The following is a 13,844-nucleotide window of genomic DNA, read 5'->3' on the forward strand; positions in this document are numbered from 1 at the left end:
GCGCAATCCACCACTGACGTATTCCGCGCGTGGCATCTCTGCCGTCGCGCTCCGCGGTGCACTACCCGCGCGATGCAGCTTCGTGGCTACCCTGCCAGCATGACGCTTTCGCGCCTCCGAGCCGTGTTCCGCTTCGCGGATCTCCGACCGGTGCTAAATGCCGGGTAATACCTGTACGCGTTTTGTGTACGGCCGCGCGCGCCGTGTCCTCTTCCGTCAGGGAATCGCGATGACCCGGCCTGTGCCGATCCCGCAAGAGTTCCCCCGCCCCCAAGCACGTTCATCCTTGCCGCTGTGTGTCGGGCAAGTCGAACGCACCCAGCCGTAGCTGTAAAGGCGTGTACAGACGCTGCTGAGATGCGGAAAGCTCTGGTGTCCAGACACTCCACATTTCCTCAACGCGTCACAACTCGGCTAACCGCCGCCAATCGTATGGATATCGCACTGTCCGGTGGTCCTCAACGTGGACCAACTCGGACTTGATTTACTTCAGAAAAAGGCCGCATCACTGTGCGGCCCGGTCAGTGGGATATTTCTGGCCCATTGCGGGCGTGGGGTATAGACGTGCGGGTGCCTTGCACTCGCATTCGATGCGTCAGAGACGCGGTAGGTAAGCCAAGGATAAAGCTACTCGCACAAGCGTCGCACGCCGAAAGATGGGCAGAACCGGTCGGCTTTCGTTGACTTGACTTCGCTACGCGCTCGCTAGACTGAAACCAGGTAGAACTGACAGAAAACTGTTAGTTCGCTCCGATAGAACCGGTGCGACGCCCAAACTGACACTTAAGTGTCAGTTATCTGATAGTTCGCCGGCCCCATGAGTCCGACCCGATACAAACTGATACTTTACTGTCAGTTTTCTGTCACTTCGGCGCGTGGGCAACTTTAACGCATGGAGTCATCTTGAAAACTTCCGTCTTCGCAATCGACGTTGGCTATGGCAACACCAAATACGCTCACCGCGCCGCAAGTGGCACCATCGCTACTGGTATGTTCCCGTCACTTGCTCCGGTAGCCGCGAGCGTCGCATTGTCTGGTTATGACGATAGAAAATTGGACCGCAAAGTCCTCGCCAAGATCGCCGTCGACAAAATCGACTACGAAGTCGGTCCCGACGTGTCGCTCACGGCCGCCTATGGCAAGACGGGCCGCGCGTTGTCGGACGATTATGTGCAGTCGAAAAACTACGCAGCCCTGCTCTACGGCGCAATCCATTTCGCTGGAGTTACCCATATCGAACGGCTAGTGCTGGGATTACCGGTTCACAACATGCCGAGGTACTCGAGCGAACTGCGAGACCGGTTTACGGGCGACCACGATTACGGCCTGGGTCGGGTCACCATCGAGAAGGTCGTCGTGATTCCACAGCCGCTCGGGTCGCTGGTAGCGGCGTCGTCTAACCGCCAGAACGAATTCGGGCGCGACAGCGCACATCTCGTGATTGACGTTGGCTATTTCACGACCGACTGGGTCTACGCCAACGGATTCACGATGGACGACCGGCGCAGCGATGGCATTCAGGGCGGCGCATCCCAGATCTATCAGAGAATCGCCGAACTCTTAACGAAAGAGTGGAAGCGAAAGGTTGTAGATATCGAGCGCATCGATCAGGCATTGCGAGAGGAAAAGCCATTCTTCTTTTACAACCACAATATCAATCTGGCTCCCTACCTTGACCAGGCGCAAAACGTTATCGATGGGGTCGTCGATGTGATGAAAAACAACGTCGGCGAACTTTCGAATGTGCGCTCTATCATCCTTTCTGGCGGCGGCGGCGCCCTGTATCGAACGGGCATCCTGAATGCATTTCCCCTTAACACAGTCGAGGTCATCGAAGCGCCCTGCATGGCGAATGTGAAGGGCTTCCTGATCGTCGGCGAAGCCGGGCTGATCCGTGAGCGCGCGACAGCGAAAGCATGAGCGAGAAGTTCGACATGAAGCTGGTCATCGATGCGGTGACCACGCCTCTCCTTCATGCCAGGCTGAGTCAGTCCACCTCATACAGGGAGCGCGCGGCGCTCCTGCGCTCCCTGGCCGAGGCAGCACTGCGGGGGAATAACGTCACGTCCGAATCTGAGCGGCAAGTCGCGGTGCGTCATGTCGATGGCGTCGCCACGCCGGAGCGCAATTTCATCCAGTCGCCTTTTTCCGGTCAACCTTCGCCGGCCACCCGCGTTGCGACTGAATCGAGCGTCGAGAAGGTTCAGATTCTCTCAGTCAACGAGCAAAATGGTCCCGAATCGCACGACACGGATCAAATCGCTGATGCATTTGATGCGTTCTTCTGAGCCAAGACTTGACTTTGGCGCAATGATGCGATGATGGGTCATGGCTTCGATGTTCATCGCGCGCGGGGCGGTGCATCGAAGCATCAATCACCACCGGCGGGAAGAATATGCTGGAATTTATTGAGATCGTGCGCCATGGTCTGCCGCTGACCGAGCCGCGCTCGTGGCTCTTTATCGCGACGGTCATTGCTGCGGGCATCGCGGGCTGGAAGAGCCTGAATGTCGTCGAGCGCTTCGCAAAGAACAACGAGGAGTAAATGGACGCTGACGATCGACTCACCAGGTACTACACGAAGTTTACGGCGCTGCCGTTCTTCACGCGCCGTGCAATCATCTTCGGCGCGTCGCTCGCGCTCTGGTGGTTCGGCGCGCTGCTTTCTAGCATGCATGTCAACAACAATCTGTGCGTCATGTTTCTTCTCACGGGCGCCGCCGGCGCTATATGGTCTAGCGGGTTGTGGCGCATGTGGAAGGTCTTCGCAGTCATCGTTGCTGTTTGCGTAGCGATCATGCGATGAACGGAACGAACGGACGAAAAAAAACGGCTCCCCCTAGATTCTGGGGGAGCCGTTTTCACTTTAGCGGTTCAGTGCGGCCGAGGGGTCGCAGTAACAAGAAGGCGATGCGCGCAAAAATCCCACGCATCCACAAAAGTTTTGTCGCGGCACGCGTATGCAGTGTTGCCACTGGCCGTTCGATCAATCACGTCGAACGCGACAGCCTCTGACTTCCCTACCCGCTGGCGGCCACCTTCGGCGCCGTTGGTTGCGACGATTGCAAAGCCACCCACGAGAACCTGAAATGAAGCCATTTCCACTCCAAAGAAATTGGCCCGACGAGACAATCCCCGATGGGGAATATCCCCACCGGGCAGGTTGAATAAATGTGCGGCTCTAGCCGCGTTAGAAAATCGATGCCGCTTACGCGGCGACGTGTTGCGGGACAGCAGATTGCGAGACGCGAGCTACGTTTACCGTCGGGACGTCGTTGGCGAAACGCGCGCACCACTGGTCGGCGTAGTCGGTTCCCCGCACGCGAGGCCGGTGAACAAACACGGTGAAGCCTTCCGACTTGAGCCGCTTCGCCAGTTCGAGACCGCCCGCGACACCTACCGACTTACCGGTCTTCGGGTCAATGTCGTCGAAGTCCACGAAGATGTGCACGACGCGGATGCCGAGGCCATCCGGGACCACGAACTGGCGCAGCAGGCCGATGTTGAGGCAGTACCACATCGGAACACCGGACTCCATGTAAGCGCCAAGGGCCGATTCCAGCCCTTCCGCCACTCCGATCTCGCCGTCTACCGGCTCCATCAGGCGTACTGCGCCACCCTGGAGCGGATTCAGCGTCATGTCGTTGAGCCTTGAGTCGAGAATTTCTCCGTCACCCGAAATGATCTTTGCCTTCGACGGCGTCGATCGCTCAAGGTATGTGCGGTGAAGCGTGCCGAGACGACCATCGGGCAATTCGAACCGGGCGAGGATGCCCGGCCAGCTGCCGATGACCTTCTTTTCGTGCCGGTACTCGAGCATGCCGAGTCGCAATGCGCGCGACGGCACGAAACGGAGGCCCGGCACGCGTGCGCCCAGATACCGCATCACCAGATCGCCGCTCGACACGGGCTTTGCTGCGTCCCACATCGAGTTAAGCCGGTTTGCGATGAACTTCGGGTCCGCCTTGCGCTTCGGCTTCGGTGCCGTGGCTGCCGCAGCGTTGTTAACCGCATGCGGTGCGGGGCCACCATCCAGTTGACGCATCAGGCGGTACAACCCCAGCCGGTTCAGACGCGTGATCAGCTGGAGGCCGTCACCGGCCATTGCCTTTCCGTTGTTGCATTGACGGCAAACCCAATCACCTCGCCCACGCTTGTTGTCGTAGGTGAAACGATCGGTACCGCCGCAGATCGGGCACGCGCATGGGTCGCCAGTGAGACGATCCGCAGGCACGCCATAGCTCACAAGGAGCGAAATCCATTGCTCCGGGGAACGCTCGAAGCTGGCGAGCTTCTGCTGAAGCCACGCGTACTGCTCGGGCGACAGCTCTCTTCCTCTTACAGTCATGAGTCACTCTCCTTGTGTTGAGTGGGTTAGGTCGGTGCCTGAGGCAGGCGTGAAAACGCGTGCTCAAAAAAGCGGTCCGCGTGCGTGAGCGGGGGGCTTTTTTCAGCAGACGGGGGTGTTGGATATGGAACGCTGGCGCAGAAGGCCGGATGGAAGAACCGCCGCACGACACACCCGTAAGTGTGCCGTTGCGAAGGTGAGGTGATACGGGAGTAGAAGTTAGTGAATGGTGAGAGCTTCCGGGATCAGATCGCAGACCATCCCGCCCGGCTCAGGTATGGCCCGAACGGTTCTGTGTTGGAACTACGTAAAGATTGCCAGCGGACGACCTGAGGACATGCTTCCCACCAGGGTGCATGCGAACAACTGTAAAGATATGGCAATACGGGGCATTGGCCCTGAATTGATCGTCGATGCGCAATCTGCGCGGGGATTGGACTGATTCTAGGCCGAGCCTAGGCGATCACTTCTTCGAATCGTGATCAATTCGACCCAGCTTTCTTCCTTGGGAATCGAACGCCAGTTCAAACTCTTCCTCCCCTCTTGCCATTTATTCGATATTTCGACTAATATCGAATCATGGAAACGAACCAGACCATTGCCGCTCTTGCGGCGCTCGCGCACGAGTCCCGACTCGCGGTCTTCCGTGCACTGGTACAGGCGGGGCCCGAGGGCCTGCCCGCGGGCCAGATCGCCTCGCTGCTGGATGTGCCACCGTCATCCCTGTCCTTCCATCTCAAGGAGCTGGCACACGCGCAACTCGTCACGAGCCGCCAGGAAGGTCGATTTGTCATCTACTGCGCGAACTTCGCAACGATGAACGGCCTGCTGGCCTATCTCACCGAGAACTGCTGTGGCGGCAACCCCTGTTCGCCTGCATCAGCGTGTTCTCCTTCCCGGGAGAAGCAGTCATGAAACGCTTTCATCTTCACGTCGCCGTCACGGACCTCACTGCGAGCATCCGCTTTTACTCGGCGTTATTTGCAGCAGAACCGACTGTCGTCAAGAGCGACTACGCGAAGTGGATGCTGGACGACCCGCGCATTAATTTCGCGATCTCGCAACGCGGTGCAAAGCCCGGCCTCGATCATCTCGGCGTGCAGGTCGAGAACGAAGCCGAGCTGGCCGAGATGCATGATCGGCTCCGGGGGGCCGACTTGCCGATCGATGAGCAGATGGGGACCGCCTGCTGCTACGCGAACTCAAACAAGTACTGGACCGTCGATCCACAGGGCATCGCGTGGGAGTCGTATCACACGCTGAGCGACATTCCCATGTTCGGCGAGTCGCGCAATGCGCACAGCGGTACGGCCACTTCCGAGGTTGCGGCGTGCTGCGCGCCGTCGGGCACACCTGGCGTCAAACAGGTCAAGTCCTGCTGCTAAGTCCTGCACACGTCTAACCGAGAAACGTATGACGACCAACGTATTGATCCTGTGCACGCACAATTCGGCTCGTAGTGTGTTGGGCGAAGCCATGCTGAACCATTGGGCCTCGAAGCTCGGCAAGGAGGTGCGAGCTTTCAGCGCCGGCAGCGCGCCGCGTGGTCAGCTCAACCCGTTTGCTGTCGAGGTGCTCAAGCAGGCAGACATCGACGTGAGTGGCTTCTACAGTAAGAGCTGGGACGAGTTCTCCCGCGATGGCGCGCCCTCGATGCGCGTCGTCATCACCGTATGCGACAGCGCTGCCGCCGAGACATGCCCGTACTGGCCCGGCAGTCCGGTCAAGGTTCACTGGGGTTATCCGGACCCTTCAGACGCGCGAGGAGAAGATGATGGCAAGCGGGTAGCCTTCGAACTCACCCGTCAGGCGCTTGGGTACCGCATGCTGCAGCTGCTCGCACTACCACTGGAAACGATGAGCAACGAGGAGCTGCAGCACGCACTCGCGGCGATCTCGACATCATGAACACCCCGATCGGACTGAAGCGCAAGATCCTCGCTGAACTCCTCGGTACGGCCCTGCTGCTCGCGATCGTGATCGGCTCCGGCATCATGGCCGAGCGGCTTGCGGGTGGCAATGTCGCGATCGCCCTGCTCGCCAACACCATGGCGACGGTCGGTGGCCTGTACGTGCTGATCGACGTCTTCGGGCCATTGAGCGGGGCACACTTCAATCCCGCTGTCAGCGCTGTCATGACGCTGCGCGGTGAACTGCCTGCCTGCGAACTGCTGCCTTACATCGCTGCCCAGCTGATCGGTGCGGTGCTAGGTGCATGGCTCGCCCATGCAATGTTCGGTCTGCCGATCATCGAATTTTCAGGCAAGGTGCGCGCCGGAACCGGCCAGTGGATTGCCGAAGCCGTGGCCACGGCTGGCCTGCTGCTCGTCATCCTGCGCGCACCGGCCGCACGCGCGTCGGCCATGGTCGCAGCGTACATCGGCGCCGCATACTGGTTCACGGCGTCAACCTCATTCGCAAACCCGGCGGCGGCGTTCGGCCGTATGTTCAGCGACAGCTTCGCAGGCATTGCGCCATCCAGCGTGCCTGGGTTCATCCTTGCCGAACTGATCGGCGCGGCACTAGGCCTCGCGCTGCATACGGCGTTCGAGCCACGCACGCGCCGTATCGGCCATCCGAATCTGATTGAATCCTCTGGCGAGCACGGGGACGTGCGCTAAGGTGGCCCCGCGGCTACACGCCTTTCCGGTTGAGATCGTCAAGCGGTTGATCGAGCTCCTCAATGCTCATGCCCTTTCGGGAGCAGTGGTAGGCAATGCGCTGCCAGCGCTGCAACCATTGCTGTTCCAATGCTTCGTACCGCCTGATCTGCGAATGTAAATTCGCCAGTGTCTGATCGAGATACGCAATTTCATCACTGTTTGCGCGTGACCGCGAACGCCGGGCAGGATCCGCGAGCGCACGCTTCGCCTCCTTGTAGGCATGACTGATCTCCTGATGTCGACTCAGTGCCTGCCGTGTGAACCCTGAGAACGCCTCAATCCGCTCCCATGTCAACTTTGTGCCGAGTTCGCCCTCCCGCCAGCGCTCGAGTTCGGCGACGATGCCTGCCGCCTTGCTCTCACTAATTTTCGAGTTAGCGCGGATCGCCTTCGGCATTACAGCCTCCTTCGTCGATACATCGCACAAGATCCGTTTCATCGAAGTCCAGCGTGGCCAGTTGGGTCATGAGCTGGTCGTAACGGATACGGAGGTGCCTCAGCCAGTCCGGCTCGACCAGCGCCTTCCTGTCAATCTGGATCTGGGCATTCTGCAGGCTCAGATAGGCGACGGCTGCCTGTCGTTTGAGTTCATCCGCGCCCGACACGTCATGCCGCAGCCAGATGTATTCGTCGCAATTGACTGTGCACTGCAGATGACGCGGACACGGTGACATCTGGAAGTCGTGGATGCACATGCCCGGCCCGACATCGTGGACGGCATGAATGCGTGCTGCGAGAAACGTATGCGCAACCCCAACCGGCAGCACCTTCACCATCTCCGCCACTGCGCCGCCCACTTGCCCGTCCATGATGTCAGCGACCACCTTCGCGGCTTTCTGGCCGGGCGTCAGGTGCTGATAGGCCTTGGTGTCGGCAGCGTGCTTGCGCCCGAACCATTTGGTTTGCACGAGATCCGGCGCACCGCCCTCGTCCAGGAGATGGTTAAGGAAGTGACGGAACCCGTGTGATCGAACGTTTATCCGGCCACCGTGACCGTCCACGATTGCATGACGATCGAAGATCGAGCCGAGGAAGTCCCGCACGTTCTGGTAGGTGATTGGACGCGCCGCATAGGTCAGGGTTGACCTGGTTCCCCGGTGCATCTGGTTCGTGTAGGCCACGCAGAGCGCTTCGTGGAGCCGAAGCCCGCTGTTAGAAGATCCCGGTATCGTGGGCAACGTCCAGTGGTCGCCACGAAGGCCTCGAAGCAGCGCGTCGCGGTTCACCCGTATCCTCTTCGCCACGACGTCGTACGCAATGTTCCGCGCCTTCAGGAATTGCGCGACGTTCTTGCTGCGTAATCCCAGTATTGCAGGCAACGAGCCCCCGTCAATCTCTACCGGTAACGGGATGTCTAGCAGTTCACCTGACGCATTGAACGAGCGGGCAACCTGTCGAGCGCCCTCCGTCGCCTCGTGCAGTTCGACCAGCGCTGTCTCGACGACCTGTTCCGTCTCTGTCAGAAGCGGTTTGCTTTCCCACTCAACAGCCACGCCATCCGCGCGTCCTTTCAGACGTGCATAGCGCAACATCTTGCTACCGTCCTCGGCAAGCGAGATCGGCTTTTCGGGCAACGTCAGCATTTCGCCGATACGCAGCCCCGTGCACACCATCACCGTTGCAATCAGGATCATGATGCGATCGGCGCTGACCGGATCATGCGGCGATGCACCACGTGGGATCTGCTGATAGAGATAACCGATCGCGTGAATGGCCTCCTCATCTGGCAGACGGTTCCGTGGCCTGGTCTCCTTAGCCTCAGCGTCGATACGGTCAGGCGTCATCGATCTCGGACGGGTTTTTCGCCGGCAACGCCAGTCGAGTCGTATGCGGCACAGACCGTTGCGATCCAGTGCATCGGCAAACTCTTCGATGTGACCAACGACCTTGTATGCCGATGACTCCCGCTCACGTTCAAACAGCGTCGCGGCGGCAGCGTCCAGATGATCAGCCGTTAGCTCGCCGATGTCGTGGTCACGATCAACCAGGGCATCGAAGACGTAGCGCGTGGCCCGGACGAACACCATATGGCTGTTTGCCGATTGACCCCGTTGACTATGTCGCAGGCAAACGAGCGACTTCACCACATCGCCAAATGAGCCGCCCAGCGGCGCTCCGGGCGCGCGTGGCCTGCAGCCGTGCTGCGTAAACAGCAGCCGCTGTGCAGGCCTGTCCGCCTTGTACCCACGGGTGCGATGCTGGTAAGCCTCCGATACGTCCCAGATCGGACTGTCCCAAGACACGCCTGTAAATGGAACAGCCGACTTGGCTCTGGATACGAGCGTCGCACGATTGACAAGCCAGTTATCCGACAGCGCACCGACCGCGCAAGCTACCGCAGCCATCGATTTACGCTTTCTTGCGAAGCTGGCGGACATATTCATCAACCTCCCGGATGACCTGCGCGACTGCGTAAATGACATCATCGAGCTGGATCGACAGGCGCAAACCGTACTTCGTTTGACGATTCTCGCGGCTCGCGAGCAGCTCGTTCAGCACGGCCTGATGGTCGGCTTCCACATAGGGCTGGAATTTCGGGCAGAGGTAGCAGGAGAAAGGGGGATCGAGAGCACACAGCCGGTCTTGTCCACACGCTCCAATATCAACCGACGGCACGGCAGACATGTCTCCGATGAACCTGATGCTTTTCGCGGGATCGGAACCGTTCACGGCGGTCGCCGACGACGGCACCAGCGTTCCGCGAAACAGCCTCATCAGCGGTCCGATCTTCAGCGCGACGGCACGATCCAGGATTGTCGTCAGTCGCCTCCCCTTCAGCGCGTAGTAAACCTGAACATGCCGTGTATCGGAGTGATCGAGCATGGCGGCCAGCACCTTCCTGGATACGCCCAACTCAACCATCGTCGTCGCAAACGTGTAACGCAAGCGGCGCGAACTGATGTGAAGGGGCCGCGATGTGCGAGGCGATACGAGATTCATGCGCTTCGAGAACTGCCTCAACAATAGGGTGAACGACTGGGAAGTGAGGTGATACCCGTAAGTGACCGTATCCGTTCCCTCACGCCATTCGTCGACGTTGAGCCGCATGAAGAACGGCCTGGGACGGTCACCGCAGTCGATCGTCTGGTTGACCGCAATCAGCTCCCTTAAGAGGCCTGCCAGTTCATCGCTCACCCGCTCCTCGATGAACGCCTGTCGCGCGCCGACGCCCGGCTTCTTGATTCTCGGAATGGCCAGCATCCATTGAGGGGGTACTTCGAATTCGTCAAGGGCATTCCTCAGGTCCGTCTCCCGAAGCAGACAGAAGTTGGCCGGATTGCGCCCATACGCAAGACTGAGCGCGACGGCCGCGCGCTGCATCACAGCGCACCGGTCCATCGATCTGTCATCGAGCAGCGCGCGACGCAGCAGCGTCACCTCAGTATCCCAGAGCGGGCCACACTCCTCATCGTCCAGCTCTACTGCAAGGCGTGACGGCCGCGTTGGTATCCGGATTTCATCGAGTTCCAGCGCAAAGTCCTCGTCGAAGCCAAGACAGTCCAGCATTTCTGATGACCAGAGGTACCAGCTACGCAGGACGTAAAGCACTTCCATTGCTTTTCGCGCGCGCAAGCCTTGGATCGCTTTTTCCATCAAGGCCCGCAGGGCGCCCCGCAGGCTTGACGGATCATTGACTGCCGACAGAGCCTGCCACATCCGCTCCAGTTCGCCCGACACACTCCCGCCGTTGCGATACCGACCGCACAGCGCACCAACGATGGCACAGATACCCGTCTGAACCGTACTACCGGACTGCTGGGCAAGTAGCAGCACTGCCCATCGACGCAGTGCATAGCCCACAAACACGTTGCACCCTGGAATGCGTGACCAGTCGACGGCCACATGCTCGGTAACGACGTTGAATTTCCATACGACACCTTGGAGGTCCATCCGCCGCCCATCGCGGTCGACGATGTACTCAGGCAGCGGAGGCAGTCCATACCGTCGCAAGTGCGCAGCCATGGCGCAGTTAATGTCACTGTTTGTCACATGTCACTCCCCACGATCGGCCTACCGAATAGTGCAGCCTGGTAGCTCAGGCTGATCTCGCCCGATTCGCGACGGATTGCGGCATCGATGTACGGCCTCACCGAGTCGGCCGAACGCCAGCCGAAGAAGTACATCATGTCCTTGTCGACACGCTCCTCATCCAGGCCATTGCGCAAGCCTGCTGCCCGGAAGTTGGTGGCGCATGTGCTGCGTAGGCTGTGCGGGTGCAGATCGTCGTATTCGGGATGCACGGCGGCAACCTGATCGAGCAGACCGTTCACGCGCACAAGGCTCATCGGCTGCCCGATCCGGCTGAGAAACAGAAACGGACTCCTGTGGGCTCCGGGAATCTTCCGGCGCGCTCGGCAGATATACTCGTTGAGGTATCTGGCCAGCGAGGCATCGCACGGCAGATGTCTCGACTCGGTCTTGACCTGTGGCTCGTTGATCCGGGGATCAGCGGGATCGTCGGGCGAGCGCTCGACGCGAATTTCGGGAATGGAACGGGACAGCAGGCAGTCCGAAACCCGGAGCTTGAGCAACTCGCCCCGCCGCACGCCGAGCGTCACCATCATCAGCACGATCAGGTAGTTCCGTCGGCGATATGGCAGTTTCCAGGGATTTTCGTGAGACTCAGGGTGGCAGATTCGCAATAGCCGCTGCAGCCGGTCGTCGGACAGTGGCGCCGCATGCTCGGCCGATGGCAGGCGGGCCCGCGCCGCAGTCGCAAAGCTGCGCTCGATGAGCGTCAGCCGTGCCCGCATGCCGCGGATTTCCGGACTAGCGACCGGCATCGCCGACATCGCGCACTCAAGGTGCCACACGACGAACTGCGAAACGACTTTTAGCCGGAACGCCACGGTGTTGGATGAGACGACGAGCCTGCGGACTTTCGCAGTCGTCTGGAAGTTGCGCCGCAGCCAGGGGTAAAGCTGACTGACGATCTCGTCCTGAGTCAGACCTTCACCGGATACGAGTCGCGCCTCAAGCGGGAACGCCCCCGCGGAAGCCCAAGCCCACAGGTAGCCGAGGACGCGCAGCGTCCTGACAAGGCTGCTGACGGACAGCCGGGGGCGCAGGCGCCTGATGAGATACGCGTTGACCCAAGCTACGGGTTGCCTCTCGGCATCCAGCAGGATTGGCAGACGTTCGCCGCCAGGATGCAGCACCGTGACTACGTGAAATCTGGGCTCCATGGGACATCTCCCGGATGCTCCCGATCCACCGTAGGCAATGTTTACGACTTTTTCGTGGCAGCCTTCGCCGAATACCACCGGTCCGGGCCGTCAGCGCCGGAAGTTGACGGTAAGAGTTACGAACAAAAAATCCCCGGCAGCCGCGGTACCCCTCCGGCAAATGTTGCAGGTCAGGAAACGACCTGAATCCCAGATACATAAAGAAAAACCCCACCAAAAGGCGGGGTTGATGTTTACAGATTTTCGTTACGAGACTTCAAAACGGAATATCGTCGTCCATCTCATCGAAGCCACCGCCAGCAGGTGATCGCATGCCACCACCACCGCCATGCGAAGGTTGAGGCGGATTGGCGCGAGTTCCGACATTGTCGGCAGCGCGCGATGTATTCGCGTGCGTCGCCGGACGTTGAGTACGACCGTTGCCACGCTGCTCGAAGCCGTTGTCGCCTTCATCATCGTTGCGACGGCCGCCGAGCATCTGCATCTGGTCTGCCACGATCTCCGTCGAATAGCGGTCGGTACCGTCCTGCGCCTGATACTTGCGCGTGCGGATGCGACCTTCGATGTAGACCGACGAACCTTTTTTCAGGTACTCGGAGACGATCTCGGCCAGACGGCCAAAGAACGACACACGGTGCCATTCCGTCATTTCCTTGTACTCGCCCGACTGCTTGTCTTTATAGCGGTCGGTTGTCGCGAGTCGGACGTTCGCCACAGCGTCGCCGCTGGGCAGGTAGCGCACTTCAGGATCAGCGCCGAGATTACCGACGAGGATCACCTTGTTAACAGATGCCATTTGAGTTTCCTCACTATTTAGATATTGACCAGAGCCACTTGTCCCACATGAGAGGCTTACCGTCCTTCATGATCGGTGTGCCGTCGGTCTGTCGGATGGCCGGAACCTTGACCTTTCCGGTGCGGCGCACAGATACAACGTCGCCAACAACGCAACGACATTCAGCGATCGCTTCCTTCAGGCCTTCACCCTGGAGGGTTCGCTCGCCCGAACTGGTGTCGATATGCATCGCGAACGAGGTGTAGTGCCGTCCTGGCCGCTTGCGATCCGGGAACCGTTCCTCGCCCCACGAAACGATGCGCCCAATTACGTTCGATGCATCGGCGTTGTGAGTACGACGCGGCCGGCCAGGCGCGCGTGCTTCGGGCTCGAACGTCTCTTGCACTTCCGACGCTGACGCTTGATTCGAATCACTGTCAGTTTCCTTTCCTTGCGGCAAGGGCATGGCAGTCGGAGGTTTACCGTTTTGACGGATGGCCGCGGCCACCGCCTCCTTCAGCGCGCAACGATGAACAGAGCGCTGCGACCAGTGAGGGACAAGATCAGGGACGATCTTCAGGCCGAACTCGGTTTCTTCAGCGTGATCGTCGAAGGCCGGAGTAAACTCGACGATGTGATCGCCTTCGTCGACGAACAGATGTGGGATGTCGCCGATCGTCACAATCGTTTCGTTCGACGCGCCCTGCCCTACAACGTGGGACACAGATGCTTGCGTGTCTGCTGGCTCGGGCGTTGGAGAGGGTGCCGCTGGTGCCGCAGCGTGTGCGGCAGTGGCAGCGGGAGATGCAGGTTTGCCAGAGAAAACGTCCGCCATGACGCGGGCGAACAGCGTTGCTGCGTTGGGCATGATT

The 13,844-nt window shown here is 59.8% G+C and carries 16 protein-coding genes; 8 read left to right on the forward strand and 8 right to left on the reverse strand.

The window, feature by feature from the left end:
• The first annotated feature begins 903 nt into the window (after nt 1-903).
• The 4 genes from AB4Y32_RS28725 (at nt 904) to AB4Y32_RS28740 (ending at nt 2,806) form a co-directional block, all read left to right on the forward strand.
• Complete coding sequence (locus AB4Y32_RS28725; RefSeq protein ID WP_368724572.1) at nt 904-1,920, forward strand: PRTRC system protein D; 1,017 nt, start codon at nt 904-906, stop codon at nt 1,918-1,920.
• The gene (locus AB4Y32_RS28730) at nt 1,917-2,288 is read left to right on the forward strand and encodes a hypothetical protein (protein ID WP_368724573.1); all 372 of its coding nucleotides are present in this window, start codon (nt 1,917-1,919) and stop codon (nt 2,286-2,288) included. Before AB4Y32_RS28725 ends, AB4Y32_RS28730 begins: the two co-directional genes overlap by 4 nt.
• A gap of 107 nt (nt 2,289-2,395) precedes the next feature.
• Nucleotides 2,396-2,545, forward strand: coding sequence for a hypothetical protein (locus AB4Y32_RS28735; protein ID WP_368724574.1), 150 nt, complete (start codon nt 2,396-2,398; stop codon nt 2,543-2,545).
• Nucleotides 2,546-2,806, forward strand: a complete 261-nt coding sequence (locus AB4Y32_RS28740) for a hypothetical protein (protein WP_368724575.1) — start codon at nt 2,546-2,548, stop codon at nt 2,804-2,806.
• A 68-nt stretch (nt 2,807-2,874) separates the two neighbouring features.
• On the opposite strand, the gene AB4Y32_RS28745 is transcribed toward AB4Y32_RS28740, so the two are convergent.
• Together AB4Y32_RS28745 and AB4Y32_RS28750 are read right to left on the reverse strand one after the other, a co-directional pair.
• Entirely contained in the window at nt 2,875-3,099 is a 225-nt protein-coding gene (locus AB4Y32_RS28745) for a hypothetical protein (protein ID WP_081767700.1), read from the reverse strand.
• A gap of 109 nt (nt 3,100-3,208) precedes the next feature.
• A complete protein-coding gene (locus AB4Y32_RS28750) occupies nt 3,209-4,348 on the reverse strand; it encodes a primase-helicase zinc-binding domain-containing protein (protein ID WP_368724576.1) in 1,140 nt (379 codons plus the stop codon).
• Nucleotides 4,349-4,927: 579 nt separating this feature from the next.
• Between AB4Y32_RS28750 and AB4Y32_RS28755 the strand changes: the two genes are divergently transcribed.
• Genes AB4Y32_RS28755 through AB4Y32_RS28770 form a run of 4 tightly spaced genes read left to right on the forward strand, consistent with a single transcriptional unit; the run spans nt 4,928 to nt 6,969 of the window.
• Entirely contained in the window at nt 4,928-5,263 is a 336-nt protein-coding gene (locus AB4Y32_RS28755) for an ArsR/SmtB family transcription factor (protein WP_368724577.1), read from the forward strand.
• Nucleotides 5,260-5,733, forward strand: a complete 474-nt coding sequence (locus AB4Y32_RS28760; RefSeq protein ID WP_368724578.1) for an ArsI/CadI family heavy metal resistance metalloenzyme — start codon at nt 5,260-5,262, stop codon at nt 5,731-5,733. Before AB4Y32_RS28755 ends, AB4Y32_RS28760 begins: the two co-directional genes overlap by 4 nt.
• 28 nt (nt 5,734-5,761) lie before the next feature.
• Nucleotides 5,762-6,256, forward strand: coding sequence for an arsenate reductase ArsC (locus tag AB4Y32_RS28765; RefSeq protein WP_368724579.1), 495 nt, complete (start codon nt 5,762-5,764; stop codon nt 6,254-6,256).
• The gene (locus tag AB4Y32_RS28770; protein WP_368724580.1) at nt 6,253-6,969 is read left to right on the forward strand and encodes an aquaporin; all 717 of its coding nucleotides are present in this window, start codon (nt 6,253-6,255) and stop codon (nt 6,967-6,969) included. Before AB4Y32_RS28765 ends, AB4Y32_RS28770 begins: the two co-directional genes overlap by 4 nt.
• A gap of 13 nt (nt 6,970-6,982) precedes the next feature.
• On the opposite strand, the gene AB4Y32_RS28775 is transcribed toward AB4Y32_RS28770, so the two are convergent.
• The 6 genes from AB4Y32_RS28775 to AB4Y32_RS28800 form a co-directional block, all read right to left on the reverse strand.
• On the reverse strand, nt 6,983-7,408 hold the full coding sequence (locus tag AB4Y32_RS28775; protein WP_368724581.1) for a hypothetical protein: 426 nt from the start codon (nt 7,406-7,408) through the stop codon (nt 6,983-6,985).
• Nucleotides 7,386-9,395 (reverse strand): integrase, encoded by a 2,010-nt coding sequence (locus tag AB4Y32_RS28780; RefSeq protein WP_368724582.1) that lies wholly within the window; start codon nt 9,393-9,395, stop codon nt 7,386-7,388. Before AB4Y32_RS28780 ends, AB4Y32_RS28775 begins: the two co-directional genes overlap by 23 nt.
• Nucleotides 9,361-11,001, reverse strand: coding sequence for a tyrosine-type recombinase/integrase (locus AB4Y32_RS28785; protein ID WP_368724583.1), 1,641 nt, complete (start codon nt 10,999-11,001; stop codon nt 9,361-9,363). Before AB4Y32_RS28785 ends, AB4Y32_RS28780 begins: the two co-directional genes overlap by 35 nt.
• Nucleotides 10,998-12,197, reverse strand: coding sequence for a tyrosine-type recombinase/integrase (locus AB4Y32_RS28790; protein ID WP_368724584.1), 1,200 nt, complete (start codon nt 12,195-12,197; stop codon nt 10,998-11,000). The genes AB4Y32_RS28785 and AB4Y32_RS28790 overlap by 4 nt, the downstream gene beginning before the upstream one ends.
• Nucleotides 12,198-12,453: 256 nt before the next feature.
• Nucleotides 12,454-12,993: a single-stranded DNA-binding protein gene (locus AB4Y32_RS28795; protein ID WP_368724585.1), complete on the reverse strand. Its 540-nt coding sequence runs from the start codon at nt 12,991-12,993 to the stop codon at nt 12,454-12,456.
• A gap of 13 nt (nt 12,994-13,006) precedes the next feature.
• A complete protein-coding gene (locus AB4Y32_RS28800; RefSeq protein WP_368724586.1) occupies nt 13,007-13,840 on the reverse strand; it encodes a hypothetical protein in 834 nt (277 codons plus the stop codon).
• Nucleotides 13,841-13,844: the final 4 nt, after the last annotated feature.

It is taken from the genome of Paraburkholderia phymatum (assembly GCF_040965635.1).
Classification (GTDB): domain Bacteria; phylum Pseudomonadota; class Gammaproteobacteria; order Burkholderiales; family Burkholderiaceae; genus Paraburkholderia; species Paraburkholderia phymatum_B.

Excerpts from the sequence above, each read along its gene's own strand:
- AB4Y32_RS28730 (WP_368724573.1), top strand. The coding sequence starts at position 1,917 with ATGAGCGAGAAGTTCGACATGAAGCTGGTCATCGATGCGGTGACCACG.
- AB4Y32_RS28735 (WP_368724574.1), top strand. The coding sequence starts at position 2,396 with ATGCTGGAATTTATTGAGATCGTGCGCCATGGTCTGCCGCTGACCGAG.
- AB4Y32_RS28740 (WP_368724575.1), top strand. The coding sequence starts at position 2,546 with ATGGACGCTGACGATCGACTCACCAGGTACTACACGAAGTTTACGGCG.
- AB4Y32_RS28745 (WP_081767700.1), bottom strand. The coding sequence starts at position 3,099 with ATGGCTTCATTTCAGGTTCTCGTGGGTGGCTTTGCAATCGTCGCAACC.
- AB4Y32_RS28750 (WP_368724576.1), bottom strand. The coding sequence starts at position 4,348 with ATGACTGTAAGAGGAAGAGAGCTGTCGCCCGAGCAGTACGCGTGGCTT.
- AB4Y32_RS28755 (WP_368724577.1), top strand. The coding sequence starts at position 4,928 with ATGGAAACGAACCAGACCATTGCCGCTCTTGCGGCGCTCGCGCACGAG.
- AB4Y32_RS28760 (WP_368724578.1), top strand. The coding sequence starts at position 5,260 with ATGAAACGCTTTCATCTTCACGTCGCCGTCACGGACCTCACTGCGAGC.
- AB4Y32_RS28765 (WP_368724579.1), top strand. The coding sequence starts at position 5,762 with ATGACGACCAACGTATTGATCCTGTGCACGCACAATTCGGCTCGTAGT.
- AB4Y32_RS28770 (WP_368724580.1), top strand. The coding sequence starts at position 6,253 with ATGAACACCCCGATCGGACTGAAGCGCAAGATCCTCGCTGAACTCCTC.
- AB4Y32_RS28775 (WP_368724581.1), bottom strand. The coding sequence starts at position 7,408 with ATGCCGAAGGCGATCCGCGCTAACTCGAAAATTAGTGAGAGCAAGGCG.
- AB4Y32_RS28780 (WP_368724582.1), bottom strand. The coding sequence starts at position 9,395 with ATGAATATGTCCGCCAGCTTCGCAAGAAAGCGTAAATCGATGGCTGCG.
- AB4Y32_RS28790 (WP_368724584.1), bottom strand. The coding sequence starts at position 12,197 with ATGGAGCCCAGATTTCACGTAGTCACGGTGCTGCATCCTGGCGGCGAA.
- AB4Y32_RS28795 (WP_368724585.1), bottom strand. The coding sequence starts at position 12,993 with ATGGCATCTGTTAACAAGGTGATCCTCGTCGGTAATCTCGGCGCTGAT.
- AB4Y32_RS28800 (WP_368724586.1), bottom strand. The coding sequence starts at position 13,840 with ATGCCCAACGCAGCAACGCTGTTCGCCCGCGTCATGGCGGACGTTTTC.